We start from the raw sequence: 3342 nt of genomic DNA on the forward strand, positions 1-3342 counted from the left end.
AGCGCACCGCCCGTACTGTAAAGCGCATCCTGACGGAAACCGCTATTCCCGCCGCGGCGCATCTGACCTGTGTCGGTGCAACGCGCGACGAGGTCGATGCGGTCATCCAGGATTACAAGTCGATCGGCATCAACCGGTTCGTGGCGCTGCGCGGCGACCCGGCTTCCGGCGTCGGCGAACCCTATCGACCGCATCCCGGTGGCTACGAGAATGGCGCGGAACTGGTCGCCGGGCTTAAGGCAATCGCGGATTTCGACATCTCCGTCGCGGCTTATCCGGAAAAGCATCCGCAAAGCCCCGATTTCGCCACCGACATCGAGATGCTGAAACGCAAGGTCGACAATGGTGCGACGCGCGCCATCACCCAGTTCTTCTTCGACAATGATCTCTACGAGCGCTATGTCGAGCGCGTCCGCCGCGCCGGCATCTACATCCCCATCGTGCCGGGTATCCAGCCGGTTCACAGTTTCAGGCAGGTCGCGAACTTTTCCGCGAGGGCGGGCGCGCATGTGCCTGGCTGGCTGGCGGAGCGGTTCGAGGGCCTTGACCGGGACCCGCAGACGCATGCGCTGGTGGCCTCGGCGGTGGCGGCCGAACAGGTCATGGATCTGGTCGAGCGCGGTGTCGGCGATTTCCACTTCTACACCATGAACCGGGCCGATCTGGTCTTCGCCATTTGCCACATGATAGGCATTCGCTCGCATGATGCGGAGGCGGCGGGTTCGGCCGCGGCTTAGAGCATGATTCCGAAAAGTGGAATCCGGTTTTCGGAAAAGATCATGCTCGAACCATGAGAGCCTCGAAGAAGCGCCCAAGATACAAAAAGGCCGGGTAAAAACCCGGCCTTTTCAATGGTTTGGACTATGTGGTGCTGGTTCTTCCCCGTCTTGGCGGGTCAGGGAAGAAAGCCCATAATAAGGGCTCCGATGAAGGCGAACGCAGCACAGATCATCAATGCGTTGATAGGCCTCGTAAGTCCCATGACATAGCCTCCTCTTAAAGAGCTATGCCTGAGAGTCTAGGTTCATTTGTGCCACAGGCAAGCGGAAAATGTGCTGCATTGCGACGTAATTGCTAGATTTGCGACCCCACTTTTGCCGTTAGGCTTTGAAACTCCTAGGCAAAATCCAGCTTCAGACCTGTGAATAAATTATGGCGGCGGTGTGTCGTTACCATGTCATGGCAGCGCTACCGCTGCGAAAGTCGAATTCGACTTTCGCGATGCGGGGGCAATTAAGTGGTTAGAGCGTCCTTTGCGCGTCCAGTGGACGCGCGGCGCTCTAACGTCGACCAAGCAGCCGTCCGTCGATCGTGATGAGACCGAGCGCGATCAGCAACACGCCGCCGATTTCGAACAACTCTAGACGTTCGCCAAGGAAGAAAAAACCGAGCAGCATGGCGCTGGCCGGCACGATGAGCGTGACCAGCGAGGCGTTGGTGGCGCCGGCCGAGGCGACGAGGTTGAAATAGAGGATGTAGGCGAAGGCGGTGGACAGAAGCGCCAGCGCCAGCACCGCCGCCCAGACCGGCGGCGAGGCCGAGAACAGGCCCGATGGACCGTAGGTGAAGAGCACGATCAGGATCATGATGATGGTCGACGCCGTCAACTGTCCGGTGGCGATGACCGGCGAGGGCACACCCTTGAAACGGCGGGCGACCATCAGCGCAATGCCGTAGGACAGCGAGGCGCCGATCAGCGCGAATTTGGCCCAGACCGGGCCGCCGAGCCCGGCGAGCAGGCCGGGGCCGATCATGACAGCCGTGCCGGCGATGCCGAGCGCAATGCCGGCCAGCTTGTTCCAGGAGAGTTTTTCGTCCGATGTCAGCGCGTTGGCGAGAATCAGCGTCCAGAACGGCGTCGTTGCGTTGAGCACCGAGGCGACGCCTGCGCCAAGCTCTGTCTGGCCGGCGAAGATCAGCGAGAAGGGCACGACGTTGTTGGTGAGCGCCAGCAGGAAGAAAAGGCCGGCATGCGGAAGAGCGAGGCGGAAGGACGGGCCACGCAGGCCGAGATAGATCTGCAGTGCAATCGCCGCGATGGCGACGCGAAACAGCACCAGCACCAGCGGGTGAAGTTCCGCCACCGCGATGCGGGCAAAGAAGAACGAGCCGCCCCAGATCGCACCGAGTAGCAGGAGCTGTCCCCAGTCCTTGAGCACCATCGGCCCGCGTGGTGCTGATGTCGCGGCTATTGCCATGTGAGTCGCCCTCCCAGACGGCCTGAATGCCAGTCAGTCAGGCAGAAGCCATATCGGGTTCGGCGACAAGGGCCACCCGAAACCTGATCGCTGGCAAACGTTGCTGGCAAAGACCTAGCGCCGCTGCGTCAGCGCCACGAGACACAGAATTGTTTTCATTAGCCGCTAGCATGGATTAATTGTGCGCAGCTCAGGTCAAGGATTCGTCCATGCAGCGATTCGAGAATGCCCGCGAGGCGGCACTGGCGCTTCGCCCGGACGATCCGGTCTATTGCTTCCGCCCGCAGGTGCTGATGGCGGATGCCAGGCAGTTCATGGGCATGTTCCCCGGCAAGACCGCTTATGCGGTCAAGACCAATGGCGAGCAGATCGTGCTGAAGACCCTGGTCGAGGCCGGCGTCAACGCTTTCGACGTCGCTTCGCCGGGCGAGTTCGCCGCCGTACGCGCGGTCTCTACCGATGCCGAGATGCTCTACATGCACCCGGTCAAGGCGCAGTCGGACATCAAGCTGGCGCTGGAGAAATACGCCATCCGCGTCATTTCGCTCGACCATGAGGACGAGATCACCAAGCTGACACGGGTGGTGCGGGCTCTCGACATCGATCCGGGCTCGATCAGCGTGTTCGTGCGCATCCAGACGAAAGGATCGGCCGCCTACGAACTGTCGAAGAAGTTCGGCGCAGGGCCGGCCTATGCCGTCGAACTGGCCGAGCGGCTGAACCGCACCGGCTACAAGGTTGGCCTGTGTTTCCATGTCGGCAGCCAGATCGAGGATCCCGACACCTATGAGCGGGCGCTGGCCTCCGCCGACTGGGTGCGCAACCGGCTGACCTTCGATATTGCCGGGCTCGATGTCGGCGGCGGTTTCCCCGCCGAATACGGCCACGACCCCAATCGCAAGCAGATCGAGATGCCGTCGCTCGGCCAGATCATGTCGCGGCTGTCGGGCGATCTGAAAGAATATCAGTTCGACCAGATGCCGCTGGTGGCCGAGCCCGGCCGGGTGATCGTGGCGCGCTGCCTGTCGCTGATCGTGCGGGTGCTGCTGCGCAAGGGCAAGCGGCTCTACATCAATGACGGCATCTGGGCGTCGCTGTCGGATTCATGGACCGGCAAGATCACGTTGCCGGCGCGTTTCATTCC

At 61.6% G+C, this 3342-nt stretch carries 3 protein-coding genes; 2 read left to right on the forward strand and 1 reads right to left on the reverse strand.

What is annotated here, in order from left to right; all coding sequences use genetic code 11:
* The coding region (locus tag EN935_RS27725) for a methylenetetrahydrofolate reductase (RefSeq protein WP_127373826.1) at nt 1-737 on the forward strand (737 nt) is incomplete at its 5' end.
* A gap of 543 nt (nt 738-1280) precedes the next feature.
* Here EN935_RS27725 and EN935_RS27730 read toward each other — a convergent pair.
* Nucleotides 1281-2198: a DMT family transporter gene (locus EN935_RS27730; RefSeq protein WP_127265818.1), complete on the reverse strand. Its 918-nt coding sequence runs from the start codon at nt 2196-2198 to the stop codon at nt 1281-1283.
* Between the two features lie 209 nt (nt 2199-2407).
* On the opposite strand from EN935_RS27730, the gene EN935_RS27735 reads away from it, so the two are divergent.
* The coding region (locus EN935_RS27735) for an alanine racemase (RefSeq protein WP_127373827.1) at nt 2408-3342 on the forward strand (935 nt) is incomplete at its 3' end.

The organism is Mesorhizobium sp. M7D.F.Ca.US.004.03.1.1, assembly GCF_003998635.1.
In the GTDB taxonomy this organism is placed as follows: Bacteria; Pseudomonadota; Alphaproteobacteria; order Rhizobiales; family Rhizobiaceae; genus Mesorhizobium; species Mesorhizobium loti.